Raw genomic sequence first — 25,147 nt, forward strand, 5'->3', positions numbered from 1 at the left:
GGACATCGGGTTTCGGATGGTGGACGGCGGGCGGGGGTCCGGTCGTGTCAGGTGGCGGCCGACTCGTCCGCCTCCGCCGCTTTGAGCAGTGCTGCCAGCAGCCCCGGAAACCGCGCTTCCAGGTCCTCGCGGCGCAGCGAGATGTAGCGCTCCCGGCCGATCCGGCGGGTGTGGGTCCAGCCCGCCTGCCGCAGGACGCGGAAGTGGTACGAGCCGGTGGCCCGGGTGACGGGCAGGTCGATGTCGCCGCACCCCGCCTCGCCGTGCTCGGCGAGCCGCCGCACGATGTGCTGCCGCAGCGGATCGCCGAACGCCTGGAGGAGCGGGCCGAGCCGGATGGCGGACGCGTCCGGCTGATCGGGGTCGGCCGGGGGACCGGCGATGGGGGGCGTGCTGCGGGCGGTCTCCATCGGAGGCATGTTTAGAAGGCCTTCTAAGTGAGTGATACGGTCCGGATCATCGATCAATGCTTCGACGATCCTCTAACTGTTTTCGGGAAGCAAGTCGCCGCGTGCCTGCGCCGCGCCCTCCCGCGCCGTCCGATACGAGGTCCCGCCATGTCCACCACCGCACCGAACACCCCCGGCGCCCCGCTGCGCACCCTCTTCTGCATCGGCGTCACCCAGGAGTTCTTCAACGCCGGCGACGAGGAACGGGCCGCCGTCGCCGCCGCCGTCCCGCCCGCCTTCGACCGGCTCGCCGACCGCTTCGGCGTCCGCGTGCTCGGCACCCTCGACGACGACCGGCTCATGGTCGGCGCGTCCACCGCCTGGCCCTGGACCTCGTACATCCTCGCCGACGTTCCCGACCTGGACACCGTGTCCCGGGTCTGCGGCATCGTGCGCGACACGGAGGCGGGTGACGGCGGCGTACGGCTGTGGCGCTATCTGCGCATCGAGGCCAGGGTGGGCCGCCCGCTGTTCTTCGGTGCCGAGTGACCCGTGCCCACCTACCGGAAAGGAGGCACCCCGTGCTGGACACCGGTCTCGCCGGCCGCACCGTACTGATCACCGGCAGCGCCCAGGGGCTCGGCGCCGCCCTCGTCCGCGCCTTCCACGCCGAAGGCGCGTACGTGGCGGCCCTCGACCTCGACGTCACGGCCAACCGCGCACTGGCCACCGCCCTCGACCCGGACGGCGGACGCGTCCTGCCGGTCCACGCCGACCTGCGCGGCCTCACCGCCACCGAGGCCGCCTACCGCGCGGTCCGCGCCTGGCGCCCCGTGGACGTGCTGGTCAACAACGCGGCCCGGCCGCTCGCCAGGTCCCTGTGGGAGATCACCCCCGCGGAGTGGGACGAGGTCTTCGAGGTCAACCTGCGTGCCGTCTTCTTCCTCACCAGGGCCGTCGCCGCGGACATGCGCGGGCGCGGCTACGGGCGGATCGTGAACATGGCCTCGATCGCCGGGCAGACGCCCCGCCCCACCGGCGCCGCGTACGGGACGTCCAAGGCCGGGCTGATCGCGCTGGGCCGGGTCTTCGCCGCCGAGCTGGCCGCCGACGGCATCACCGTCAACACCGTGGCGCCCGCGATGATCGACACGCCGATGGTCCGCTCCGTCGGGCCCGAGGCGCTGGCCGGTCTGACCGCGCAGGTGCCGCTCGGCCGGATCGCCACGCCGCAGGAGGTCGCCCGCGTCGCCGTCTTCCTGGCTTCGGCGGAGACCTTCGTCACCGGCGCCACGTACGACGTCAACGGCGGCGCGCTGATGCGCTGACCCCGGCGTCAGCCCGCCAGCGCCTTCGCCAGGGCCTCGGTGAAGCGGTCGGTGGTCGCCCGGTCCCGTACGGCCAGCCGCAGCCACTCCGGGCCCAGGCCCGGGAACGTGTCGCCGCGCCGTACCGCGAAGCCGAGCGTGCGCAGCCGGGTGCGGACGGCCGCGGCGTCCGGGAGCCGGACGAGGACGAAGGGACCCTCGGCCGGTGTGGTCACCTGGATCTCTCGGCCGTCGGGGGCGCGTACCTCCGCCAGGCGGGCCAGCAGGTGGTCCCGGTCCGCCGCGATCCGCCGGGCCGCTTCCGCCGCCTCGGCCAGCGCCGCGGGCTCGGAGCACGCTTCGGCCGCGGCGAGCGCGGGCGCCGAGACCGGCCACAGCGGCTGCGCCCGCTCCAGGTCCGCGATGATCTCCGGGGCGGCCAGGACGTAGCCGATCCGCAGGCCAGCCAGGCCCCAGGTCTTGGTGAGGCTGCGCAGGACGACGAGTCCCGGCAGGTCCGTACGGGACGCCAGTGACGCGTGTTCGCCGGGGACGGCGTCCATGAACGCCTCGTCCACGACCAGGGTGCGGCCGGGGCGGGCCAGCCGCGCGATCTCCTCGGCGGGATGCAGGACGGAGGTGGGGTTGGTCGGGTTGCCGATGATGACGAGGTCGGCGGCCTCGGGAACTTCGGAGGCGTTCAGACAAAAGCCGTTCCGTTCGGTGAGGAGCACCCGTTCCACCTGGTGGCCTGCGTCGCGCAGCGCGGCCTCGGGCTCGGTGAACTGGGGGTGGACGACGGCCGGGCGCCGGGCCCGTACCGCACGGGCGATCAGGACGAACGCCTCCGCCGCGCCGGCCGTCAGCAGCACCCGCTCCGGGGGAAGCCCGTGCCGCGCCGCCACCGCCGCGCGCGCCGGGCCGCCGTCCGGGTAGGCGGCCAGCCCGTCCAGGGAGGCGGCGATCCGCGCCTTGAGCCAGGCCGGCGGCGTACCGGTGCGCACGTTGACCGCGAGGTCGGTCAGGGCGGCGTCGGCACCCCGTACCTCGGCGTCGCCGTGGTGGCGCAGGTCCGGCTCGTACGGGCGGGAACCGGGTATGCCGGCGTGCGCGGCGGACGGCGGGGTGGTCACGGTCTCTCCTCGGTGCGGTGGGGTGTGGTGCGGGCCCTGGCCACGGCGCAGGTGGCCCGGGCCCCGGGCAGCGACTTGCGCTTGCCGACGACGAGTTCGGCCGCGGCCGGGCCGGGCCCGGCGCCCGCCGCGGTCAGCGCGGCGGCCTCCGCGACGCTCGGCGTGCCGGCGGCGGCCAGCGGCGCGTGGGACGGGTGTGGTACGGATACGGCGGCCAGGACCGCGGCCGGGTACGTCAGCAGCGGGACGCCGAGCCGCCGCGCCGCCTCGGCCAGCCCGGGCTCCGCCGCCTTGGTGTCCACGGTCGCGAGTGCGGTGACCGCGTCCGGTGACAGGCCCGCCGCGGCGAGGCTGCCGGTGATGAGCGTCAGTACCTCGGCGGCCGGGACGCCCCGGCGGGCGCCGACGCCGACGACGACCGGTGCCGCGTTCACCGCGACCGCCCCGGGCGCCGGACATGCGGGACGCGCGGCCGGTCGGTAAGCAGGAGTGAGGGGTGCCGGAACCCCGGGGAAGGGGTGAGACCGTGCCGGTGGCCATCGCGCTGGGCGCGTTCCTGATGACGCTGCTCGGCGGCTGGATCGCGCACCGCGTCACCGACCGCAGGCACCTGGTCCTGGGCCTGGCCGGGGGCCTGATGCTGGGCGTGGTCGGGCTCGACCTGCTGCCCGAGGCGCTGGAGGCGGCGGGCGGTGAGGTGTTCGGGGTGCCGGCCGCCTTGCTGTGCTTCGTGCTCGGCTTCCTCGCCACGCACGCGGTCGAACGGCTGCTGGCGGTCCGCAAGGCCGCCCACGGCATGGACCCCGGGGAACGGGTGCCACAGGTGGGCCTGACGGCCGCCAGTGCCATGGTGGTGCACAGCTTCATGGACGGCTTCGCGATAGGCCTGGCGTACCAGGTGGGCCGCGAGATGGCGGTGGCGGTGGCGCTCGCCGTCATCGCCCACGACTTCGCGGACGGCTTCAACACGTACACGATCACCAGCCTGTACGGGAACGCCCGCAACCGGGCGCTGCTCATGCTCGGCGCGGACGCGCTCGCCCCGCTGGCCGGTGCCGCCGCCACCCTGGCGTTCACTCTTCCGGAGCAATGGCTCGGGGTGTACCTGGGCTTCTTCGGTGGGGTGCTGCTCTACCTGGCGACCTCCGACATCCTCCCGGAGGCGCATCACGACCATCCCGCGCTGTCCACGCTGCTGTGCACCGTGGCGGGGGTGGGGTTCATCTGGCTGGTGGTCGGCATCGCGGGGTGACCCGGCAGGGGGTGCCGGGCCGGAGCGGCACCGGGCAGGGTGGTCATGGCGTGCCGGCTCCCGCGCCTATGGAGACCGGGCCGTTGCGCCCTTCCAGTACGGCCGTCAGCCCGGGGTCGTCGCCCGCTTCGACGGTGAGCGCGGCCCCCAGCGCGGCCAGCTCGGCGCGGATCGTCGCCGGGTCCGGGTGCGTGCCGGAGAACGCCCGCAGCGGTACGACCGGCAGGTCCTGCCCGGCGGCCGGGTGCGGGGCGTCGCCCCAGTCCAGCAGGAACGGCACCAGCCCGCCCGCGCGCGGCGGCGTCAGCGTCCACGAGAGCGTGCCGCCGTCCGGGGTCCGGCGGCACATCGCCACCGGCTCGCCCGGGTCGTAGCCCAGCGCGCGGGCCCGCGCGACGTGTCCGGCTATGCCGCGTACCCGGACCGCCCAGTGGGCCAGGCGGGGCCCGGTCAGGGAGTCGATGCCGAACCAGCGCGGCGCCTCGGGGCCCGGCTGCGCGGGGTCCGGCCCGATGATCTCCAGGTAGGCGCCGTCGCCCAGCCCCAGCAGGGCGTTGCGGGTGCCCCGCCCGGGGTGTCCGCCGCCCGGCACCGGCCGGACGCCGGTCAGCGCGGCGACCTCGGCGGCGGTGCTCTCCAGGTCGGGGGTGGCGAGGACCAGGTGGTCCAGTACGGCGTCAGCCACGGGAGGCCTCCAACGGCGGGCGGGCAGCGGCGCCCGCCGCCAGGCGGTGGGCCAGCGACGGCTCGGCCGCCCAGTGGACGTGCAGGTACGAGGCGTGCACCCCGTCCTGCACATGGCCCTCCACCCGGCGTGCGGGATGGGTCATGCCCCAGGCGGGGGACGTGCCCGCGCCCGGTTCCAGCACCGTACGGTGGAACTCGTGGCCACGCACCCGCGTACCCGCCACCGCAAGGGCGTTGTCGGTCAGCGCCACCGCCTCCCGGTAGCCCAGCGTGAGCCGCTCCGACATCCGCGCGTCGGCGGGCAGGACTCCGCACATCGGCGCCCCGTCGAGGGACCGCGACAGGTAGAGCAGTCCCGCGCATTCGGCGACGACCGGTGCCCCGGAGGCCGCCAGCCGCACCACGGCCCGGCGCAGCGGCTCGTTGGCCGACAGCTCGGCCGCGTACATCTCGGGGAAGCCGCCGCCGATCACCAGGGCCTGCGTCCCGGCGGGCAGCCGCTCGTCCCGCAGCGGGTCGAACACGGCCACCTCCGCCCCGGCGGCCGTCAGCAGCTCGGCGTGCTCCGCATACGAGAACGTGAACGCGGCGCCGCCCGCGACGGCCACCACCGGCTTGCCGGTCACGCTTTCCGCGCCGCCCTGTGCCACGGCCCGCGCCGGGTCCCAGGCCTCGCCCGGCAGTTCCGGCGCGCTGTGCGCCAGCGCCAGCAGCGCCTTGAGGTCGCAGCCCTCCCGTACCTGCGCGGCCTGCGCCCGTACCGAATCCACCGCCTCCGCCTGCCGCTCGGCGACCGGGACCAGGCCCAGGTGCCGCGACGGCGTCCGCACCTGCGGCGCCCGGCGCAGCGCGCCCAGCACCGGCACGCCCGCCTCGTCCAGCGCCGCGCGCAGCAGCTCCTCGTGCCGGTCCGAGCCGACCTTGTTCAGGATCACCCCGGCCAGCCGCACCCCCGGGTCCCAGGACGCGAAGCCGTGCACCAGCGCCGCCACCGACCGGGACTGCGCCGAGGCGTCCACGACCAGCACCACCGGCGCCCGCAGCAGCTTGGCGACCTGCGCGGTGGAGGCCAGTTCGCCGAGCCCGGAGGCGCCGTCGTACAGGCCCATCACGCCCTCGACCACCGCCAGGTCGGCGCCGGCCGACCCGTGCAGGAACAGCGGCTCCACCTGGTCGGGACCGCAGAGGTACGCGTCCAGGTTGCGGCCGGGGCGGCCGGTCGCCAGGGCGTGGTAGCCCGGGTCGATGTAGTCGGGACCCACCTTGTGCGCGGAGACCGTGAGCCCGGCCTCGGTGAAGGCCGCCATCAGGCCGGTGGCGACGGTCGTCTTGCCGGTGCCCGAGGCGGGCGCGGCGATGACGAGCCGGGGGATGGTGCTCACGGTCCGGTTGCTCCTGGTCCTGCTGTTCCCGTTGCCGCGGTGCCCGGTGGCACCGTCACCACTCGATGCCCCGCTGGCCCTTCTGGCCCGCGTCCATCGGGTGCTTGACCTTGGTCATCTCGGTCACCAGGTCGGCGTGGTCGCACAGCTCCTGGGGAGCGTTGCGCCCGGTGATCACGACGTGCTGGGTGCCCGGCCGGTCCCGCAGGACGGAGACCACCTCGGCGGGGTCCACCCATCCCCAGTGCATCGGGTACGCGAACTCGTCCAGCACGTACAGCTTGTACGTCTCGGCGGCCAGGTCCCGTTTGACCTGCTCCCAGCCCTCGCGGGCCGCCTCCTCGTTGCTGAACTGGGAGTCGCGCTGCACCCACGACCAGCCCTCGCCCATCTTGTGCCAGGCGACCGTGCCGCCCTCGCCGGTGCCGCCCAGCACCCGCAGCGCGCGCTCCTCGCCCACCTTCCACTTCGCCGACTTCACGAACTGGAACACCCCGACCGGCCAGCCCTGGTTCCAGGCCCGCAGCGCCAGCCCGAAGGCGGCGGTGGACTTGCCCTTGCCGGGGCCGGTGTGGACGAGGACCAGCGGCCGGTTGCGGCGCTGGCGTGTGGTGAGCCCGTCGTCCGGTACGACGGACGGCTTTCCCTGTGGCATTACGCGGCCCTCCGGGTGGTGTGGTTGGTGCCCTGTCCGCGGACGTCGCGGACGAGCGCGGAGACGCTGTCCGCGCGCAGCTCGTCGAGGGTGACGGCGGTGCCCTGGAGGTCCCGGGCCAGCTCGCGGGCCAGCCCCAGCCGTACGGGGCCCGCCTCGCAGTCCACGACCACCGAGGCGACGCCCTCGGCGCCCAGCAGCCGCGCCGCGCGGGAGGTGCGCACCAGCGGGTCGGGACCGCCCGTGGACCGCCCGTCGGTGACGACCACCAGCAGTGGCCGGCGCGAGGCGTCCCGCAGGCGCTCCACGCGCAGCACCTCATGGGCCTTGAGCAGGCCCGCGGCCAGCGGCGTCCGGCCGCCGGTGGGCAGCGACCCCAGCCGGGCCGCGCCCGCCTCGACCGACGAGGTGGGCGGCAGCGCCAGTTCGGCCTCGGAGCCGCGGAAGGTGATCATGCCGATCTTGTCGCGCCGCTGGTACGCGTCGAGCAGCAGCGACAGCACCGCGCCCTTGACCGCGCCCATCCGCTTGCGCGCCGCCATCGAACCCGACGCGTCCACCACGAACAGCACGAGGTTGCCCTCGCGGCCCTCGCGCACCGCCTCCCGCAGATCGTCGCGGCGGACGACCAGCCCGGGGCCGCTGCGCCCGCGAGCGACCTGGTGCGGCGCCGCGGCCTGCACGGTCGCGGCGAGGTGCAGCTTGGTCAGGGTGCCCTGCGGGCGGCGGGCGCCGGTGGTCCGGCCGTGCGCCGTACGGGCACGGGAACGGCGGCCGTCCGCGCCCTCGCCGAGGCCCGGCACGTCGAGGCGCCGGGTACGGAACGGGTCGCCCGCGGCGACGGCGGCCTTCTCGCCGCCTCCGGGGGCCTCGTTCTCCGTGCCTTCGGACTGTGCTTTCGGGTCGGCGGGGGCAGGGTCCGGGGACTGGGGCTGTTCGGGCAGCTGCGGCTGGTCGTGCGCGGGCTGGTCATGCGGGGCCTGCGCGTCCTGGCCCTGCGGGCCGTCCGAGCCGCCGTCACCGTCGCCGTCCTGCGGCGGCTGTCCGCCGCCCGGCCCGTCGGGGTCGTCCTCGGGGCCGCCGTCCGGTTCCGGGTCCGGCTCCGGGTCGTCGTCCGCGCCGAACTCCTCCAGGACCTGGTCGAGTTTGTCCTCGTCCAAGCCCGGTGCGTCGAAGGGGTTGCGGCGGCGCCGGTGGGGGAGCGCCAGCAGGGCGGCCTGCCGTACGTCCTCCTCGCGGACCTCCGTACGGCCCGCCCAGGCCGCCAGCGCACTGGCGGTACGCGCCATCACGATGTCCGCGCGCATGCCGTCCACCTCGAACGCGGCACACACGGCGGCGATCTGCCGCAGCACCGCGTCCCCGAGGACCACGTCCGGCAGCAGGGCCCGCGCGGCGGCGATCCGCTCCCGCAGCTCGCCCTCCTCGGCGGCCCAGCGCGCGGCGAAGCCCTCCGGGTCCGCGTCGTAGGCCAGGCGGCGCCGGACGACCTCGACCCGCTGGTCCGGCTCGCGGGACGCGGCGACCTCCACGGTCAGCCCGAAGCGGTCGAGCAACTGCGGGCGCAGTTCGCCCTCTTCGGGGTTCATGGTGCCGACGAGCAGGAAGCGCGCGGCGTGCCGTACGGAGACGCCTTCGCGCTCCACGTACGAGGCGCCCATGGCGGCGGCGTCCAGCAGCAGGTCCACGAGGTGGTCGTGGAGCAGGTTGACCTCGTCCACGTACAGGATGCCGCGGTGCGCGTCCGCCAGCAGGCCCGGCTCGAACGCCTTCACGCCCTCCGACAGGGCCCGTTCGATGTCCAGCGCGCCGACGAGGCGGTCCTCGGACGCGCCGACCGGCAGCTCGACCATGCGGGCCGGGCGCTCCTCGGCGCCGTACGTCTCGTGGGGGCCGTCCGGGCACGCGGGGTCCGGCGCGGCGGGGTCGCAGGAGAACCGGCAGCCGGTGACCACCGGCACATCGGGCATCAGCGCCGTCAGACCGCGCACGATCGTGGACTTCGCGGTGCCCTTCTCGCCGCGGACCAGCACCCCGCCGATGGCCGGCGAGATGGCGTTGAGCAGCAGGCTCAGCCGCATGTCGGACATGCCGACGACCGCGGTGAACGGGTAAGGGACCGATGCCATTAAGGAGTACCCCCTTCGAGGGACGTGCGGTGTGCGGGCGGGGCGGCGGCCGGGGCGGACGCGGCCGGGGCGGGGGACGGCGGCGGTATCGGCGGTGCCCCCGGCGGCACGAACGGCAGCCCGGCCGGGACCCCGCCCTCGATCAGCCGCAGCAGCGCGTCCGTGTCCGCGTGCTCCTCGATCAGGTCGCCCAGCCGGTCGAGCTGCTCCTCGCGCAGCGCGGCGAAGCTGGTGTCCGGCGCCGGGACGAACGCGCGGCCCGCGTCGGCGGCCACCCGCCGCAGGAACGCCCGCCGGAAACCGTCGCTCTCCAGGGAGCCGTGCCAGTGGGTGCCCCAGACGGCCCCGGACCGGCAGCCTGCCAGGAACGGCTCCCCGCCGTCGATCTCCGCCACGCCGTGGTGGATCTCGTATCCCTCGACCGGCTCGCCCAGCGCCTCGCCGGACGGCCGGGCCAGCGTCTTCTCGGCCGCGAACCGTACGCGTACGGGCAGCAGCCCCAGCCCGTCCACGGTCCCGGCCTTCGACTCGACCTCGTCCTCGATGCGCTCGCCCAGCATCTGGAAGCCGCCGCAGATGCCGAGCACCGGGCGGCCCTCCGCGGCCCGCCGCCGCACCGCGTCCGCGATGCCGCGCTCGCGCAGCCACTGGAGCGCGCGGACGGTGCCGCGGGTGCCGGGCAGGACGACGAGGTCGGCGTCGGCCAGTTCCTCGGGGCGGTCCACGAACCGGACCACGACGCCCGGTTCGGCGGCCAGCGCGTCCACGTCCGTGAAGTTCGACATCAGCGGTACGGCGGCCACGGCGACGCGCAGCACGTCCGCGCCGTGCGGCGGCGCGACGACGCTCTCGCGGACCGCGCCGCGCAGCGAGACGCGGAGGCCGTCCTCCTCGTCGATGCCGAGGCCGTGCGCGAACGGCAGCACCCCGAGGGTGGGCCGTCCGCTCAGCCCCTTCAGCATCTCCAGGCCGGGTTCCAGCAGCGTCACATCGCCGCGGAACTTGTTGACGAGATAGCCCGCGACCAGCGCCTGGTCCTCCCGGGACAGCAGCGCCGTGGTGCCGAAGAACGAGGCGAACACGCCGCCCCGGTCGATGTCGCCGACCACCACGACCGGAATCCTGGCGGCGCGCGCGATGCCCATGTTCACGATGTCGGTGCGCCGCAGGTTGATCTCCGCGGGGCTGCCGGCGCCCTCGCAGATCACCGCGTCATGCGTACGGCGCAGCTCCTGGAGACAGCCCGTGACCGTGCCGAGCAGCCGCTCCTGGCGCCCCGCGTGGTAGCCGCGCGCGCTCAGCTCGCCCACCGGCCTGCCCATCAGCACGACCTGGCTGCTGCGGTCACCGCCCGGCTTCAGCAGCACGGGATTCATCAGCGCGCTCGGCTCGACGCGCGCCGCCGCGGCCTGCATGGCCTGCGCCCGCCCGATCTCCGCGCCCTCGCGCGTCACGAACGAGTTCAGCGACATGTTCTGCGCCTTGAACGGCGCCACCTTGACGCCCTTGCGGGCCAGCCAGCGGCAGATGCCCGCCGTCACCACGCTCTTGCCCGCGTCGGACGTGGTGCCGGCCACCAGCAGCCCGCCGCCCAGCGGCGCCCCACCCGAACCGTTCACCTGGCACTCCTCGCCGTCCGTACGTTGCTGCTGCTCACTTGGCCCTCCCGGCCGTACGGGACCGGCGTACCGCCCCGGCCGCCAGCCGGCCCGTGACCGTGGCCGCCAGGGCCAGCGCGCTCACCCGGCGCGACAGCCGTACGGCCCGCTCGATGTCCGGCACCGCGACGGGGCGCCCGGTGCCGCCGTTGAGCACCGGCCGGTGCTCGACCCGGCCGCCGTACGCCAGGGTGCCGCCCAGCCGTACGCCCAGCGCGCCCGCGAACGCGGCCTCCACCGGGCCCGCGTTGGGGCTCGGGTGGGACGCGCCGTCCTGCCGCCAGGCGCGCCACGCGCCCCGCCGGTCCGGACCGGCCAGGACCGCCAGCGCGGCGGTCAGCCGGGAGCCGGGGAAGCCGGCCACGTCGTCGAGGCGGGCCGAGGCCCACCCGAAGCGGCGGTAGCGCGGCGATGTGTGGCCCACCATCGCGTCCAGCGTGTTGACGGCGCGGAACGCCAGCAGCCCGGGAACACCGGCGACCGCGCCCCACACCAGGGCGCCGACCACCGCGTCCGAGGTGTTCTCGGCGACGGACTCGACCACCGCGCGCGCCATCTGCTGCCCGTCCAGGGCCTGCGGGTCGCGCCCGCACAGGTGCGGCAGGCGCTCGCGCGCCACATCGAGGTCGCCCACGGCGAGCGCCCCGCCGACGGCCCGTGCCTCGCGGCCCAGCGAGGTGCCGCCCAGGACGGCCCAGGTGGCGGCGGCGGTCAGCGCCACGGAGGCGGGGAAGGCCGCGGGGGAGCGGCGTACGGCACGGGTGAGCAGCGTGGCACCGGCGGCGGTGCCGCCGGCGAGCAGTGCGGTGTGCAGGGCTCCGCGCCCGCGGCCGTCGCTCCACAGGCGGCGCTCCACGGCCGCCGCGGCCCGCCCGAAGGCGGCCACCGGGTGACCGCGCCGGGGGTCGCCCACGACCAGGTCGCCGAGGAAACCGAGGGCCGCGCCGCACGCGTAGCCGGCGTGTTCGGCACGCATCGGATCAGACCGCCGTCGCGCCTCGGAGGGGCAGCGGGGTACGTCCAGCGGGTCTCGAACTGCGGCCGGGCATGGCGGTAGGTCCTCACTCAGGGTCCGCGCCCTGGTTCGACGGGTACGGCGACGAGAGTCTCCTGGCTCCCCGGATCGGCGCTTCCCCCGGCCTTCCAGTCCGTACGGAACCCGCGTCCCGGACGCGGACCGTGGCCCTTGATGGAGGAGCGCTCCCCGGTGACAGTGGCGGGACCGCGCCGGATTCTCACCGGACTTCCTCATCTGTCGCCGATTGGCTCCGGCAGTCCACCACGCTCCGCGAAGCCCGTCAACTCGCGCTTGACCTGCGGCGCGGGGCGGGGGCCGCGCCTGTGTCGGAGGACACAGGCGGCCACTGCCCGCGGACGGCGACGGGGCGCCCGGTGACCGCGGCGGGTGCCGCGGCCACCGGACGCCCCGGGGCGCCGTGCCGGTGCCGGTCAGGCGGCGACGATCAGGTAGATGCCGTACGCCACGGCCGCCGCGCACAGCGCGAAGCAGGCGTACGCGCCGGCCCGCGCCGCCCCGCCGGGACCGTCGGCGGCCACCGCCTCGCCCTCCTGCCGGGGCTTGCGGGACGTGCCGACGATGCCGAGGGTGAACAGGCCCACGATGCCGACCGTCACGACCAGCGTGACGCCGAAGACCTGGCCGAGCGCTGCCCAGTCGATGCTCATTGCGTTCTCGTTCCTTCGTGGAAGCCGGGGGAGGCGGGGAGCCGTACGGCGGGGTCAGCCGGCGGCCGAGCCGGCCTTGGCGCGGGGCTCGGTCCCGTGCTTCTCGTGCGGGTGGGCGGCCACCGGGGCGGCGATCACCGGGGCCGCGCCGACCGGGTCGGTGAGCCGCGCCCCGGCCACCGCGGGCGCGGGGATCGTGGCGGCCGTCGCGGGCTCGGTGGCGACCGGGCCGGCGGGCGGCGGCGAGACGGCCTGGAGGGCGGCGGTCACGACACCCGCGGGCTCCGCGGCCGGGCCCTCGTTGACGTTGGTGTGGTCCACCGGCTTGCGCCGGGAGGCCACCCAGATCGCGCCGCAGACGGCGAGCGCGAGGACCGCGACGGTCGCGATGCCCCAGTCGCCCTGGTCCGCCAGCAGCGCGGCGCCCGCAGCGACCAGACCGGCGGCCGGCAGCGTCAGGCCCCAGGCGACGACCATCCGGCCCGCCGTGGACCAGCGCACCACGCCGCCCTTGCGGCCCAGCCCGGAACCCATGACGGAGCCGGAGCAGACCTGGGTGGTGGAGAGCGCGAAGCCGAGGTGGGAGGAGGCCAGGATGGTGGCCGCGGCGCCGGTCTGGGCGGCGAAGCCCTGCGGCGGCTGGATGTCGGTGATGCCCTTGCCCATCGTGCGGATGATCCGCCAGCCGCCCAGGTACGTGCCGAGCGCGATGGCCAGGCCCGCCGAGGCGATGACCCACAGCGGCGGGTCGGCGTGCGGTGCCACGACGCCGCCGGTGATCAGCGCCAGGGTGATCACGCCCATCGTCTTCTGGGCGTCGTTGGTGCCGTGGGCGAGGGAGACCAGGGCGGCGGAGGCGATCTGCCCGGCGCGGTAGCCCTTGGCGGTGTCCTCCTCGGCGCGGTCGCGGGCCAGCCGGTACGTCAGCCGGGTCGCGGCCATCGAGGCCAGACCGGCCACGATCGGCGCGGCGACGGCCGGGATGAGGACCTTCATGACAACGGCGCCGCCGTGCACGCCGCTCGCGCCGACGGACACCAGGGTCGCGCCGATCAGGCCGCCGAAGAGGGCGTGCGAGGAGCTGGAGGGGAGCCCGGCCAGCCAGGTGACGAGGTTCCAGACGATGGCGCCGACCAGTCCGGCGAAGATCACCTCTGGTCTGATGCCGGCGGTCTCGTCGATGATCCCGCCGGAGATGGTCTTGGCGACCTCCACGGACAGGAATGCGCCGAGCAGGTTGAGGGCCGCCGACATCGCCACCGCCGTCTTGGGCTTGAGTGCCCCGGTGGAAATGGTGGTGGCCATGGCGTTGGCCGTGTCGTGGAAGCCGTTCGTAAAGTCGAACACCAAGGCCGTGACGATCACGATCCCGATGAGAAGCGTGATGTGTTCCATTCACCCAGGCAATCAGTTCGATGGTCAGTAACGCTCGGGACCGTACGGACGACGGGTGAACGGAAGGTGAACTGGACCGGACGCCGCGGTGACGCCCCCGCAGGGGTGGCGCGGAGGCGCCCGAGGCGTCACGCGGGCCCCGTACGCATCAGCACGGGAGCCCCGTGCGTCCCAGGCGTACCGGGTGCCGGGCGGCATATGCGCCGGGGCTTGGACGCTCGGGGGCTTGGGTGCCCGGGGGTTCGGGCATCCGGGGGCTCGGACATCCGGGGGGGCTTGAGTGGTCGGGGGCTTGGATGCTCGGTCGCCTCGTCCCGCACCGCGCCGCGGTTGCCCTGGTTTTCCGCCTCAGCCCCGGGCGAAGCGCCGTAGCTGGGCGGCCGTGCCGTTCCACTTGTTCTGGTCGCCCGGCAGCGCGCCGTGGTTCGCGTACTGCCAGAAGCTCGGGTACGCCCAGCCGGCCGGCAGCTTGCCGGGCGTGCTGTGCCAGTTCGCCAGCCACAGCGGGTGGGTGGCGGCGAACGCCCGGCTGCCGCCGGTGCAGCCGTTCCACCACCGCGCCGTCGTGTAGATCACCGGTCGCCGTCCGGTCTGCCGCAGCACCTCGTTGCTGAACCCGCGGATCCACCGGACCAGCGCCGCGCGGCTCATGCCGAAGCACGCCCGCTCCGGGGCGTACGGATTGTGCTCGATGTCCAGGGCCGGCGGCAGCGTCCGGCCGTCCGCCTTCCATCCGCCGCCGTGGCGCAGGAAGTGCCGCGCCTGCGCGGTTCCGGAGGACGCGCTCGGCACCCCGAAGTGGTACGCGCCGCGCAGCAGGCCGGCTTTGCGCGCGCCGCGGTACTGCCGCCAGAAGTGCGGGTTGTGGTACCAGTCCGACTCCGTGGCCTTGATGTAGACGAACCGGCCGCCCTTCGCCCGTACGTCCCGCCAGTCGACGGCGCCCTGGTGGGAGGAGACGTCGTGGCCGAGCGGCTTGCCCGCGGCCTCGGCGGCGGGCGGTGCGGGTACGGCGGCGTACAGGACCGCGGTCAGCGCGCCGAGGGCGAGCGAGGCGGCGGTGAGGCGGCGGCGCCTCGGGCGCGGCGGGTGGGGGTGCTGTGGGTGCGGGTGTGGGTGCGGGTGCTGCGGGGCGCGCGGCGGGCGCTGCGCGCCGGGCTGGTGATCGTGGTCACGGGCCATGGTTCCCCCCGGATCTCCCCAGGATGACGGCACATACGGGAACTGCTGCGTGCGGGCATGGCTACGTGCATGGCTGCGAGCGAGCATGGCTGCTCGTGGGCATGGCTACGTGCATGACAAAATCTCCGGAAGAGTATCGGGTGATCCGTACAAGGCGGTCGATGCTCGGTCAATCCCTGCCCAGATGTCACCGGTCCGACATGGCGGATACCGGAAGGCGGGGGTCCGCCCCACGGCGCCGCCCCCGGCCCGTACGGTGTCGGCAGCCACCCGCGCACCACCCCCGCGCATCCCGGCGGGGCCGCGCCCGTACAGCACACCGGAGGGCCCACCCATGACGGACCGGGAAGCCATCGACCGCGCCTGGCGCGAGCTGGTCGCCACCGCCCGCCGCACGGTCGCCGACGGGCTGGTCGTCGGCACCTCCGGCAATGTCTCCGTGCGCGTCGGCGACCTCGTCCTGGTCACGCCCAGCGGCGTCCCCTACGACCGGCTCGGGCCCGGCGACCTCACCGCGGTCGGCCTCGACGGGAGCCCCGCGCGCGGCACGCTCCGGCCGACCAGCGAGCTGCCCATGCACCTGGCCGTCTACCGCGCCACCGGCGCCCGCGCCGTCGTGCACACCCACGCCGCACACGCCACCGCCGTCTCCACCCTCGTCACCGAACTCCCGCCCGTGCACTACATGACCGCGGCCCTCGGCGGCCCCGTCCGCGTCGCGCCGTACGCCCTGTACGGCACGGAAGAGTTGGCCGAGAACATGCTCGCCGCACTGCGCGGCCGCACCGGCTGCCTCCTGCGGAACCACGGCACCATCGTGTACGGGGACACCCTTGACGAGGCGTACGACCGCACCGCCCAGCTGGAGTGGATGTGCCGCGTCTGGCTCGCCGCCAGCTCGCTGCCCGGCCGCGAGCCCGCGCTGCTGACGCCGGAACAGGTCGCCGCGGCCGGCGAGCGGCTGCGCGGTTACGGGCAGCCCGGCTGACGCGCGCCGCCCGCCCGGGCCGCCCCGCGCGCCGTGTCCCCGCCCGGTGCGCCGTGTCCCCGCCCGGCCGCGCGCAGCCGCGCCCGCCGTCACCCGGCCGCCCCCGTCCACTGGCCGAGGCCGCCGGGCTTGCCCACACTGGGGAGGATGCGTCTGGGTACTGCGGCGGCAGCGGCCGCCACCACGGTGATCGGTGCCGGCGCGGCCGCGGTGGCGGCCGGCCGGTACGCCAGCGACATGGTCCTCAAACCCGCGCCCGACCGGCCGTTGCCGGGCGACCCCCGGCTCACGGTGCACTCCACCGGCCCCGGGCGGATCACGCTGACCCGCAGCCTCGCCTCACTGCGGCCCGGTACGTACGGCCTGACCGGCGCGGGCGGCCACGCGGTCGTCGGCCCGGTGCTGGACGATGTGCCGCACCCCGCCGACACGGTCGTCCGCCGCCTGGAGCGGATCACCCACGGCACCCTCCGGCCGGGCGCCCGGATGCGGCTGACGCCCCAGGTGCACATCGGCAACCCGCGCGACGCGCTGGGCCTCGACTGCGCCGATGTCGACATTCCCGGCGAACTGGGCGCCCTGCCCGCGTGGTTCGTGCCGGGCGCCCGGGAGACCTGGGTGATCACCGTGCACGGCCTGGGCACCACCCGCGAGCACCCCATGGTGCTCATGCCGTTCCTCAGCGATCAGCGGCTGCCCGTCCTGGACCTGGCCTACCGCAACGACATCGGCGCCCCGCCCACCGCCGACGGCATCAGCCACCTCGGCGACTCCGAATGGCGCGACCTGGACGCCGCGATCCGCTACGCGGTCCGGTACGGCGCGGAGCGCGTCGTCCTGCACGGCTGGTCCACCGGCGCGTCGATGGCCCTGCGCGCCGCCGCCAACTCCGGACTGCGCGACCGCATCGCCGGCCTGGTCCTGGACTCCCCGGTCCTGGACTGGCAGGCCACCGTCCGGGCCCTGGCCGCCGCCCACCGCACCCCGCGCCCGCTGCTGCCGCTGGCGGTGCGCGCCGCCGAGGGCAGCACCGGCCTGCACGCCGACCGGCTGGCCGACGCCTGGGTCCCGGACCTGCTCACGGTGCCGACCCTGCTGATCCACGGCCCCGACGACACGCTCGCCCCGTGGTCCTCCTCCCGGGAATTCGCCGCCCGCCGCCCCGACCTGATCACCCTTCACCCGGTACCGCACGCGCCCCACGCGGCCATGTGGAACGCGGACCCGGGCCGGTACGAGGAAACGTTGCGCCGGTTTCTCACGCCGTTGATGTGAGCGGGGGCGTGTGATGTGAGCGGGGGCGTGTGGTGTGGGCGGGCGCGTGGGTCCGGGGACCGGGCGTCGGCCGCGGGCGCCGACCGGGCGGCGGCCGGGTGGTGGGCGCCGACTGGGCGGCGGCCGGGTGGAGGTTCCGGCTGGGGACGGCCGGGTGGAGGTTCCGGCTGGGGGCGGCCGGGTGGAGGTTCCGGCTGGGGGCGGCCGGGTGGAGGTTCCGGCTGGGGACGGGTTCCGGCCGAGTCGCGGGCTCCGGCCGGAGGGTGGGTTCCGGCCAAGTGGCGGGTTCCGGTCGGCTGGGCACGTTCCGGTCGGGCGGGCGCAGGCCCGCGGTGACCGGCCCGTGAACCCGTCGCGACCGGTCCGTGAACCCGTCGGGACGGGGCCGTGGGCCCGTCCCGACGCCCTGGTGCGCCCCCCGTGCGACGTTCTCCCGGAACGTACCGACCGTTCCGATTGGGCTTTCGGGCCGTCAACGGGAAGACTGCCCCTGTGACGTCCCGTACTCCGCGCGACTCCCGGCTCCGACTCGTCCCCCGTCAACCGATTGCCGCCGCCCGCCGGGCGGTGAGCACCCGGGCCGCCCGCCCGGCGCCCCGGCCGCCCCAGGGCACGCCGCCGCCCGCGGAACTGGCGCGGCAGGCCCGCGCCTGTCTGTCCGGCGCCGTACGGCTCGCCCGCTGGGCCGACGGCGAGTACGGCGCGGGCGCCGGGCTGCGGGCCGGCCCGGACGGCGCGCTGCCCGCGGAGGTCACCGAACAGGCCGCGCGCGACCTGCGGCTGACCGGGCACCAGGTCCGTACGGACTGGGACCTGGCCCGGCTGGCCGGGCTCGTCGAACTGCACGGCGGCGTGGCCCGCCCCGGCTGGCGGCTGCGCGCCTGGGAGCGCGACGACACCGCAGCGCTGCGCGGCTGGGTCGCGCTCTTCGACGCCTGGTCGCTGGCGCGCCCCGCCCCGCCCGGTGCCGGGCCGACCGCCGTCGCCGAGGTGGTCGAGGCCGTGCCGCAGTTGCTCTCCCTCCTGCACCTGTCGGCCGGCCCGGTCCGGCTCCCGGTCCTGCTGGACATGCTGGAACAGCGGGTCGCGGAACTCCGTACCGAGCGCTGCGAGGTGCCGTACGGGCCCGACCGGGGCGCGGAGACGGGGCCTGCTCGGGGCGCGGAGACGGGCCCTGCCCGGCCGGCGACCGCCCCCACCGGCAGGCAACCGGCCGCCCCGGACGCCGCCGAGGCGGTGAGTGACGCCGCGGGGGTGTCACTCGCGGTGCTCCTGGACTGGGCGCTGGACGGCCTCGCCGCCGTCGGCGCGCTCGTCGTGCGCGACGGCGCGAAGACCGGCGTGCCCGCCGAACGCGAAGCGCTGCTCACCCCCCTCGGCAACTGGTCGGTCTGGGTCAAGCTGGAACAGATCTGCGTCGCCGCGCAGAGCCCGGCGGGCAACATCGAGCAGTCCGCCGAGGCGATGCTGCGCGGCTGCGCCCGGCTGACCCCCGGCCCGGCACGCGCCGAATACCGCGCCTGGCTGGCCGCCCGGTCCGCGGGCAGCGCGGTCGAGGAACTCCTGGAGGTGGCCCGCGGCGAGGACGCGCTGCTGCGCGGTCTCGCCTTCGAGGCGCTGCGCGCCGTCGGCGCCCCGGCGGAGCCCGCCGTGCGCGCCGCCGCCGAGGAGCCGGGCCTGCGGCCGTACGCCCTGCTCTGGCTGGTCGAGCACGAGGGCGGCGACCCGGAGACCGCGCCGGACGTGCTCACCCGCGAGGAGTCCACCTGGCTGTGGGTGGACACCGCCGCGGCCGTCGCCGACCACGGCGAGAGCCAGCTGCTGGTCCGCCACCTCGAATCGGCCGTCCAGGGCTCGGTCCCGCGCCTGCTGGAGGAGGTACGGGCCGTGGGCCACCCGCGCACCGTGCAGGTCCTGGTCGCGCTGGCCGCCGCCCACCCCGACCCGGCCCTCGCCAAGGCCGTACGGCGAGCCGCCTTCCAGGTCCACACGGGCGGCGCGTGACGCTTCGGGGCGGACGGCCGGACCCGGTTCGCGGGATCCGGCGCCCGTCCCTCAGGCCTGCGGCAGCGCCGGCGCGTACGTCCCGAAGGTCCAGAGGTTGCCCTCCAGATCGCGGGCCGTGTACTCACGGGAGCCGTACTCCTGGTCGGTGAGCGGCAGGACTATCTCCACCCCGGCCCGCTCGGCCCGCCGGTGGTGCGCGTCCGGGTCCGCGACGGTCGTGTAGACACCGATCGGGCCGCCGTCGCCCAGCGCCTCCTCGTACGGCCCGCCGGTGCCCTTCGAGCCCAGCATCACCACGCCGTTCCCGAAGGCCAGCTCGGCGTGCAGCACCGTGCCGTCCTCGCTCTCGTACAGCGCGCTCCGGGTGAAGCCGAAGGCTTCCGTGAGCTGCTTGATCGCCGCCTTCGCGTCGCGGTAGCGCAGTGTCGGACAGAATGCGGGCGTCCCCGCCGCCACATCGGTCATGACGATCACCTTCCCTGCCTGCGATCGGACTCCGCGGGCCCCGCCGTGAGACCCACATCACAGTCTGGCACCGGGGTCTGACAATGCCCTCCGAACGCCCACTGACCAGCACGGGAGCAGACGCGTGCGGCGGCTCAGCGGAACGTGTCGCAGCGCGCCATGTCCCCCGTACGAAACCCGGTCGAGAACCACCGCTGCCGCTGTGCCGAGGACCCGTGCGTCCAGCTCTCCGGCGTGACCCGGCCCTGGAAGCGCTCCTGGATCCGGTCGTCGCCGACCGCGGCCGCCGCGTCCAGACCGTCGCGCACGTCCGCCTCGGTGAGGCTGGTGATCAAGGGCCGGCCGGTGGACTCCTGGGGCGTGCCGGTCGCGTGCCGGGCCCAGACCCCGGCGTAGCAGTCGGCCTGGAGCTCCACCTTGACCGCGTCGCTGTCCGCGCCGGCCCGGCCGCCCTGGGAGCGGCGCAGCGTGCCCGTCAGGTTCTGGACGTGGTGGCCGTATTCGTGCGCCACGACGTACGCCTGCGCGAACGGCCCGCCACTGGAGCCGAACTTCGTGCGCAGCTCCCGGAAGAAGTCCAGGTCCAGGTAGACCTTGCGGTCGCCGGGGCAGTAGAACGGCCCGACCGCCGAGGTCGCGGACCCGCACGCGGTGTCCGCGCGGCCGGTGAACAGGACCGTCGGCGCCCGCTCGTACGCGGCGCCGCGCCGCCGGAACTCCTGCTGCCAGAAGGCCTGCGCGCTGTTGACGACGGCCACGGTCCGGCAGTCCTCGCGGCTGTTGGCGTCCTGCCCGGTCCGGCACCGCTCCTGGACCCGCTCGGCCGGGGAGGCGTCGGGCTCCGGCGACTGATCCGTATCGGTCAGGCCCAGCTCGTTCGGCCCGATGCCGAAGAACAGCCCGGCCACCAGCGCGATCAGGCCCGCCAGCCCGCCGCCGAGGGTGGCCCGCCCGCCGGGCAGCCGGCTGCCGCGCCGGTCCTGGACCTGAGAGGTGTCCAGCCCGGCGTCGTCGTCGAACTGCATGGCCGTACCGCCCTCCGCCGCTCGTCTCCGTACCGGCTCGTTTCCGTACGGCTCGCTTCCGTTCCGTACGGGCTCGTCTCCGTACGGGCTCGGCCCCGTACGGGCCTGTCTCCGCAGGGAGCACACCGTCTGTGCCCCATCCAGCCGCGCCCACCCGCCCACCGCGACCCCGGACGGCCGAACGGGCGAGCGGGCGAGGAGCGACAACGAGGGCGGACCAGGGGGAACGCCGGGCGGACGAGGGTGGGCGCGCACGATCCGCCCGGCGCGCCGCCGCCCTCGCCGACGGCCCGGAAAAACTGGTTGCACGTCACCGTTAGACTGGTCCGTATGGCAATTCTCCTCGCGCATTAGACGGCGTCGGCACGCCGTCCAGGCCGCCCGTCCGCACCGGTCCCTGCCGTGCGGGGCGCGCGCCGCCGCGCGGCTGTGATCATCCCCGTCCCTTCCGCTGTCCTTACCTGCCCTGGAGTCTTACCCGTGATCACCGCCTCCGGCCTGGAGCTGCGCGCCGGCGCCCGTGTCCTGATCGAGTCCGCTTCCTTCCGGATCGCCAAGGGCGACCGGATCGGTCTGGTCGGCCGCAACGGCGCGGGCAAGACCACCCTCACCAAGGTCCTGGCGGGCGAGGGCATGCCCGCGGCCGGCACGGTCACCCGCTCCGGCGACGTCGGCTACCTGCCGCAGGACCCGCGCACCGGCGACCTCGACGTGCTCGCCCGCGACCGCATTCTCTCCGCGCGCGGCCTGGACTCCGTCCTGCGCAAGATGCGCGAGAACGAGGACCGGATGTCCAACGGCAAGGGCGCCACCCGCGAGAAGGCGATGAAGAAGTACGAGCGCCTGGAGACGGAGTTCCTGACCAAGGGCGGCTACGCGGCCGAGGCGGAGGCCGCGACCATCGCCGCCAGCCTGGGCCTGCCGGACCGCATCCTCGGCCAGCCCCTGCACACGCTCTCCGGCGGCCAGCGGCGCCGCGTCGAGCTGGCCCGCATCCTCTTCTCGGACGCCGACACGCTGCTCCTGGACGAGCCGACCAACCACCTCGACGCCGACTCGATCGCCTGGCTGCGCGACTACCTGAAGACCTACCGCGGCGGCTTCATCGTGATCTCCCACGATGTCGACCTGGTCGAGACCGTGGTCAACAAGGTGTTCTACCTGGACGCCAACCGGTCCCAGATCGACATCTACAACATGGGCTGGAAGCTGTACCAGCAGCAGCGCGAGGCCGACGAGAAGCGCCGCAAGCGCGAGCGCGCCAACGCCGAGAAGAAGGCCGCCGCGCTGCACTCGCAGGCCGACAAGATGCGCGCGAAGGCCACCAAGACCGTCGCCGCGCAGAACATGGCCCGGCGCGCGGACAAGCTGCTGGCCGGCTTGGAGGAGGTGCGCGCCTCCGACAAGGTCGCCAAGCTGCGCTTCCCGGACCCCGCGCCGTGCGGCAAGACGCCGCTGATGGCCGAGGGCCTGTCCAAGTCGTACGGTTCGCTGGAGATCTTCACCGATGTCGACCTGGCCATCGACAAGGGCTCCCGGGTCGTCATCCTCGGCCTGAACGGCGCGGGCAAGACGACCCTGCTGCGCCTGCTGGCGGGCGTGGAGAAGCCGGACACCGGCGAGGTGCGTCCCGGGCACGGCCTGAAGCTGGGCTACTACGCGCAGGAGCACGAGACGCTGGACCCGGACCGCACGGTCCTGGAGAACATGCGCTCGGCCGCGCCGGACATGGACCTGGTCGACATCCGCAAGACGCTCGGCTCGTTCCTCTTCTCCGGTGACGACGTCGACAAGCCCGCGGGCGTGCTCTCCGGCGGCGAGAAGACCCGGCTGGCGCTGGCCACCCTGGTCGTCTCCTCCGCCAACGTGCTGCTCCTGGACGAGCCGACGAACAACCTCGACCCGGCCAGCCGCGAGGAGATCCTCGGCGCGCTGCACACCTTCACCGGCGCGGTGGTGCTGGTCTCCCACGACGAGGGCGCGGTGGACGCCCTCCAGCCGGAGCGCATCATCCTGCTCCCGGACGGCGTGGAGGACCTGTGGGGCCAGGACTACGCGGACCTGGTCGCGCTGGCCTGAGGCGGCGGTGGTCCCGGGCCCCGGGGCCCGCTCCCCGCGTCCGGCGGCGGTCCGCGGCCGGAGGGATCAAGGACGTCTGGATCATTCGGCCGACGGGTGATCCATCATCTGAGTGAGAACGGCTCGTACATCGGCGAGCCTCCCCGTGACGGCCGGGCCCGCTGGGCCCGGCCGTCATCATGTCGTACCACCCCCCTCTGACCTGCTCGTTCGCCGGAAATTCGGCTGTCCGACCGCTGGAATTCCGGGCGGAACCCCTAATTCCAAAGGTCAATGCGGCGCCTCGGGCGCCAAAGGATGTGCCACGGACCTTGCTGAATGGGTGGCCAGGAAGGCCGGGAGGGGTGATCATGAGAAGTCCAGAGCGCACTTCCCACGAGGAGGCACGGGTGGCCGAGACTCTGAAGAAGGGCAGCCGGGTGACCGGCGCCGCGCGCGAGAAGCTCGCGGCAGACCTGAAGAAGAAGTACGACTCCGGAGCGAGCATCCGGGCGCTGGCCGAGGAGACCGGCCGCTCCTATGGGTTCGTGCACCGGATGCTCAGCGAATCCGGTGTGACCCTGCGTGGTCGTGGCGGAGCCACCAGGGGCAAGAAGGCCGCCTCGGCCTGACCGAGGCGGTCACTCCGGGAGCCACGGTGCCACCCGGTCGGTCGAGCAGGCGACCGGGTGGTTACTGTTCAGTCACTTAGGCACGCAAGTGCGGTCGGCTGACTCGGAGGCGCCCCATGACTCTGCTCGACAAGGACGGTGTGCGGCTCACCGTGGACGACGTGATCGCCACGGTGACCCTCGCCGGACCGGCCAAGCGCAACGCACAGTCGCCCGCCATGTGGCGGGCGCTGGCCGAGGCCGGATCACTGCTGCCGGGCGACGTCCGGATCGTGGTGCTGCGCGGTGAGGGCAAGTCCTTCTCCGCCGGACTGGACCGGCAGGCCTTCACGCCCGAGGGCTTCGACGGTGAACCGTCGTTCCTGGACATGGCGCGCGGTACGGACAGCGAACTGGACGCCACGATCGCCGAGTACCAGGAAGCGTTCACCTGGTGGCGGCGTACCGACCTGGTGTCGATAGCCGCCGTCCAGGGCCACGCGATCGGCGCGGGCTTCCAGCTCGCGCTCGCCTGCGACCTGCGGGTGTGCGCCGACGACGCGCAGTTCGCGATGCGCGAGACCAGCCTGGGGCTGGTGCCGGACCTGACCGGCACCCACCCCCTGGTCTCGCTCGTCGGCTACGCCCGCGCGCTGGAGATCTGCGCCACGGGCCGCTTCGTGCACGCCGACGAGGCCGAGCGCATCGGCCTGGCCAACCTCGTCGTGCCCGCCGCCGACCTGGAGGGCGCCGTCGCGGACCTGGCGGCGGCCCTCGTCGCCGCGCCCCGCGACGCCGTCATCGAGACCAAGGCCCTGCTGGCGGGCGCCGTTTCCCGTACGTACGAGGAGCAGCGGGCCGCCGAACGGGCCGCGCAGGCGCGCCGGCTGCGGGACCTGGCGGGGCTGGGCGAGTAACCGCTCGCGACGCTCAGGAGGCGGCGGGCGGTTCGAGGGCGGCGACGAGCACCGCGACGGTGGGCCGCTCCGCGCCCGCCGCCGTCCCGACCGCGTCGCGCACCGCCCGCGCCACGTCCAGCGCCCGCCGGTCCGCCGCGACGGCCAGCTGCACCAGTACGTGCCCGTCGTCGTGCCGCACCGGCCGGGACAGCGCGCCCAGCGCCGGCACGAGCCGGACGACGCCCGGCACCCGTAGTACGGCCGCTTCCAGGGGATCGGCGTCCCCGGCCGTGGCTCCGGCCGGGCCCGCCGCCGTATCGGCGGTTTCCGCCCCACCGCCCCCGCCAGGCGCGTCGTTCCCGCCTTCATCCCCGCCGTCGTCCCCGTCGAGGAGATCGGTGGCCCGCAGATCGACGGCCGCCACCTCCAGGCCCAGCCGCTCCGCGCCGCACGTCAGCAGCGCTTCCCGCAGCAGGCCGGCGGAGGCCGGGACCGGGCGGCCCGCCGTGGCCGCGAAGTCCGCCTCGATCCGCAGCGGCCCGGGCGGCAGCGCGCTCGGCGGAGCCGGAACGGCGGCTTCCGGCGGGGCGTCGGGCTCCGCCAGGGACAGCCGTACCGTACCGACGCGGAGTCCGGGCAGCGCGTCGCCGGCCTTGCGCAGTACACCGGCGGCGGCTCGTTCGGCGATCCACGCGCCGTCCGCGGGGCCGCCGAGCGGCAGTAGCCGTCCCAGCCCGAGCTGCTGCCGTACCGCCGTCACCAACTGGTCACCGGCCACCGGCCGTCACCTCTTTCCCGAAGCGTGCTTCCACCTTGCCGCACACCGGCGGGCGCGGCAGGACCGGGTACGCGAATGGCCGCAACAGATGCACCCGGCTGCCGCATCCCCGGAGCGACCTCGGGGAAACGGACTTACTGTAAGAAACGGAGCGGCTTCGAGCTCCGCCCCTCCGGAAAGGGACGA

General features: G+C 75.0%; 24 protein-coding genes and 1 riboswitch. Of the genes, 9 read left to right on the top strand and 15 right to left on the bottom strand.

Annotated elements, in window-relative coordinates:
• Positions 1 to 47: 47 nt before the first annotated feature.
• Positions 48 to 410, bottom strand: coding sequence for an ArsR/SmtB family transcription factor (locus CP973_RS12260; RefSeq protein WP_150240124.1), 363 nt, complete (start codon positions 408 to 410; stop codon positions 48 to 50).
• Between the two features lie 147 nt (positions 411 to 557).
• On the opposite strand from CP973_RS12260, the gene CP973_RS12265 reads away from it, so the two are divergent.
• Together CP973_RS12265 and CP973_RS12270 are read left to right on the top strand one after the other, a co-directional pair.
• Positions 558 to 938, top strand: a complete 381-nt coding sequence (locus CP973_RS12265) for a hypothetical protein (protein WP_150240126.1) — start codon at positions 558 to 560, stop codon at positions 936 to 938.
• A 32-nt stretch (positions 939 to 970) separates the two neighbouring features.
• On the top strand, positions 971 to 1,717 hold the full coding sequence (locus tag CP973_RS12270; protein ID WP_150240127.1) for an SDR family NAD(P)-dependent oxidoreductase: 747 nt from the start codon (positions 971 to 973) through the stop codon (positions 1,715 to 1,717).
• Positions 1,718 to 1,725: 8 nt separating this feature from the next.
• Here the strand turns inward: CP973_RS12270 and cobC are convergent, their stop codons facing one another.
• The gene (cobC, locus tag CP973_RS12275) at positions 1,726 to 2,829 is read right to left on the bottom strand and encodes an Rv2231c family histidinol phosphate aminotransferase CobC (protein WP_150240129.1); all 1,104 of its coding nucleotides are present in this window, start codon (positions 2,827 to 2,829) and stop codon (positions 1,726 to 1,728) included.
• Complete coding sequence (locus tag CP973_RS12280) at positions 2,826 to 3,263, bottom strand: cobalamin biosynthesis protein (protein ID WP_150240130.1); 438 nt, start codon at positions 3,261 to 3,263, stop codon at positions 2,826 to 2,828. The genes cobC and CP973_RS12280 overlap by 4 nt, the downstream gene beginning before the upstream one ends.
• A gap of 92 nt (positions 3,264 to 3,355) precedes the next feature.
• Here CP973_RS12280 and CP973_RS12285 point away from each other — a divergent pair, with 92 nt between their 5' ends.
• On the top strand, positions 3,356 to 4,081 hold the full coding sequence (locus tag CP973_RS12285; RefSeq protein WP_150240132.1) for a ZIP family metal transporter: 726 nt from the start codon (positions 3,356 to 3,358) through the stop codon (positions 4,079 to 4,081).
• A gap of 43 nt (positions 4,082 to 4,124) precedes the next feature.
• Here the strand turns inward: CP973_RS12285 and CP973_RS12290 are convergent, their stop codons facing one another.
• The 9 genes from CP973_RS12290 to CP973_RS12330 form a co-directional block, all read right to left on the bottom strand.
• A complete protein-coding gene (locus CP973_RS12290; RefSeq protein WP_150240134.1) occupies positions 4,125 to 4,766 on the bottom strand; it encodes a VOC family protein in 642 nt (213 codons plus the stop codon).
• Positions 4,759 to 6,150 carry a cobyrinic acid a,c-diamide synthase CobB gene (locus CP973_RS12295; protein ID WP_150240136.1) on the bottom strand — a complete coding sequence of 464 codons (1,392 nt, stop codon included), beginning with the start codon at positions 6,148 to 6,150 and terminating at the stop codon, positions 4,759 to 4,761. Before CP973_RS12295 ends, CP973_RS12290 begins: the two co-directional genes overlap by 8 nt.
• Before the next feature lie 55 nt (positions 6,151 to 6,205).
• The gene (gene cobO / locus CP973_RS12300; protein ID WP_150240138.1) at positions 6,206 to 6,805 is read right to left on the bottom strand and encodes a cob(I)yrinic acid a,c-diamide adenosyltransferase; all 600 of its coding nucleotides are present in this window, start codon (positions 6,803 to 6,805) and stop codon (positions 6,206 to 6,208) included.
• Positions 6,805 to 8,934 (bottom strand): putative cobaltochelatase, encoded by a 2,130-nt coding sequence (locus CP973_RS12305; RefSeq protein WP_150240140.1) that lies wholly within the window; start codon positions 8,932 to 8,934, stop codon positions 6,805 to 6,807. Before CP973_RS12305 ends, cobO begins: the two co-directional genes overlap by 1 nt.
• Positions 8,934 to 10,529 carry a cobyric acid synthase gene (locus tag CP973_RS12310; RefSeq protein WP_244409829.1) on the bottom strand — a complete coding sequence of 532 codons (1,596 nt, stop codon included), beginning with the start codon at positions 10,527 to 10,529 and terminating at the stop codon, positions 8,934 to 8,936. Before CP973_RS12310 ends, CP973_RS12305 begins: the two co-directional genes overlap by 1 nt.
• A gap of 58 nt (positions 10,530 to 10,587) precedes the next feature.
• Positions 10,588 to 11,568 (bottom strand): cobalamin biosynthesis protein, encoded by a 981-nt coding sequence (locus CP973_RS12315; protein ID WP_150240144.1) that lies wholly within the window; start codon positions 11,566 to 11,568, stop codon positions 10,588 to 10,590.
• A gap of 127 nt (positions 11,569 to 11,695) precedes the next feature.
• Positions 11,696 to 11,842, bottom strand: a riboswitch (cobalamin riboswitch).
• A gap of 199 nt (positions 11,843 to 12,041) precedes the next feature.
• On the bottom strand, positions 12,042 to 12,278 hold the full coding sequence (locus CP973_RS12320) for a hypothetical protein (protein ID WP_150240145.1): 237 nt from the start codon (positions 12,276 to 12,278) through the stop codon (positions 12,042 to 12,044).
• 54 nt (positions 12,279 to 12,332) lie between these two features.
• Complete coding sequence (locus CP973_RS12325; RefSeq protein ID WP_244409421.1) at positions 12,333 to 13,673, bottom strand: inorganic phosphate transporter; 1,341 nt, start codon at positions 13,671 to 13,673, stop codon at positions 12,333 to 12,335.
• A gap of 348 nt (positions 13,674 to 14,021) precedes the next feature.
• Positions 14,022 to 14,855: a lysozyme gene (locus CP973_RS12330; RefSeq protein WP_150240147.1), complete on the bottom strand. Its 834-nt coding sequence runs from the start codon at positions 14,853 to 14,855 to the stop codon at positions 14,022 to 14,024.
• Positions 14,856 to 15,189: 334 nt separating this feature from the next.
• On the opposite strand from CP973_RS12330, the gene CP973_RS12335 reads away from it, so the two are divergent.
• The 3 genes from CP973_RS12335 (at position 15,190) to CP973_RS12350 (ending at position 19,122) form a co-directional block, all read left to right on the top strand.
• Positions 15,190 to 15,843 (top strand): class II aldolase/adducin family protein, encoded by a 654-nt coding sequence (locus CP973_RS12335; protein WP_150240148.1) that lies wholly within the window; start codon positions 15,190 to 15,192, stop codon positions 15,841 to 15,843.
• 147 nt (positions 15,844 to 15,990) lie between these two features.
• On the top strand, positions 15,991 to 17,118 hold the full coding sequence (locus CP973_RS12340; protein ID WP_150240150.1) for an alpha/beta hydrolase: 1,128 nt from the start codon (positions 15,991 to 15,993) through the stop codon (positions 17,116 to 17,118).
• 492 nt (positions 17,119 to 17,610) lie between these two features.
• Positions 17,611 to 19,122 carry a hypothetical protein gene (locus CP973_RS12350; protein ID WP_150240154.1) on the top strand — a complete coding sequence of 504 codons (1,512 nt, stop codon included), beginning with the start codon at positions 17,611 to 17,613 and terminating at the stop codon, positions 19,120 to 19,122.
• A 51-nt stretch (positions 19,123 to 19,173) separates the two neighbouring features.
• Here the strand turns inward: CP973_RS12350 and CP973_RS12355 are convergent, their stop codons facing one another.
• Positions 19,174 to 19,590, bottom strand: a complete 417-nt coding sequence (locus CP973_RS12355; protein WP_150240156.1) for a VOC family protein — start codon at positions 19,588 to 19,590, stop codon at positions 19,174 to 19,176.
• Positions 19,591 to 19,724: 134 nt separating this feature from the next.
• Entirely contained in the window at positions 19,725 to 20,615 is an 891-nt protein-coding gene (gene ypfJ / locus CP973_RS12360; RefSeq protein WP_150240158.1) for a KPN_02809 family neutral zinc metallopeptidase, read from the bottom strand.
• A 480-nt stretch (positions 20,616 to 21,095) separates the two neighbouring features.
• Here ypfJ and CP973_RS12365 point away from each other — a divergent pair, with 480 nt between their 5' ends.
• From CP973_RS12365 to CP973_RS12375, 3 genes are all read left to right on the top strand, one after another.
• Positions 21,096 to 22,694, top strand: coding sequence for an ABC-F family ATP-binding cassette domain-containing protein (locus CP973_RS12365; RefSeq protein WP_150240160.1), 1,599 nt, complete (start codon positions 21,096 to 21,098; stop codon positions 22,692 to 22,694).
• Positions 22,695 to 23,083: 389 nt separating this feature from the next.
• Positions 23,084 to 23,305 (top strand): helix-turn-helix domain-containing protein, encoded by a 222-nt coding sequence (locus CP973_RS12370; protein ID WP_030021347.1) that lies wholly within the window; start codon positions 23,084 to 23,086, stop codon positions 23,303 to 23,305.
• A 116-nt stretch (positions 23,306 to 23,421) separates the two neighbouring features.
• Positions 23,422 to 24,201 (top strand): enoyl-CoA hydratase/isomerase family protein, encoded by a 780-nt coding sequence (locus CP973_RS12375; protein WP_150240162.1) that lies wholly within the window; start codon positions 23,422 to 23,424, stop codon positions 24,199 to 24,201.
• 13 nt (positions 24,202 to 24,214) lie between these two features.
• On the opposite strand, the gene CP973_RS12380 is transcribed toward CP973_RS12375, so the two are convergent.
• Positions 24,215 to 24,961: a hypothetical protein gene (locus CP973_RS12380; protein WP_150240164.1), complete on the bottom strand. Its 747-nt coding sequence runs from the start codon at positions 24,959 to 24,961 to the stop codon at positions 24,215 to 24,217.
• Positions 24,962 to 25,147: the final 186 nt, after the last annotated feature.

Source organism: Streptomyces albofaciens JCM 4342 (assembly GCF_008634025.1).
GTDB classification, from domain to species: Bacteria; Actinomycetota; Actinomycetes; order Streptomycetales; family Streptomycetaceae; genus Streptomyces; species Streptomyces albofaciens.